The sequence below is a fragment of the Streptomyces sp. NRRL S-37 genome (assembly GCF_000721605.1).
Taxonomy (GTDB): domain Bacteria; phylum Actinomycetota; class Actinomycetes; order Streptomycetales; family Streptomycetaceae; genus Streptomyces.
Genome location: NZ_JOIZ01000120.1, coordinates 1 through 376 on the forward strand (window position 1 = coordinate 1; position 376 = coordinate 376).

1 protein-coding gene is annotated in these 376 nt (G+C 66.0%); it reads right to left on the bottom strand.

Features of this window, described 5'->3' with window-relative positions:
* Nucleotides 1-376: transposase (locus IH50_RS0137050; RefSeq protein ID WP_324617177.1), on the bottom strand; the 376-nt coding region annotated here is incomplete at both ends.

Below are 376 nucleotides of genomic sequence, written 5' to 3' on the forward strand. Positions count from 1 at the left end.
TTCCCGTCGCGGAACCGGAACGCGCTGGTGGTGTACTCCGCCGACTTCCGCGACTTCTTCCGCGACTTGAACCGCGGGTACTTCGCCCGCTTGCCGAAGAAGTTCGTGAACGCCGTCTGAAGGTGCCGCAGGGCCTGCTGGAGCGGGACGGAGGAGACCTCGTTGAGGTAGGCGAGTTCCTCGGTCTTCTTCCACGCCGTCAGCATCGCCGACGTCTGGTTGTAGTTCACCCGTTCCTGCCGCGTCCACGCCTGCGTGCGCGCGGCGAGGGCGAGGTTGTAGACCTTCCGCACGCAGCCGAACGTGCGCGACAGCTCGGCTGCCTGCGCGTCGGTCGGATAGAAGCGGTACTTGAACGCCCGCTTCACGTGGGTGG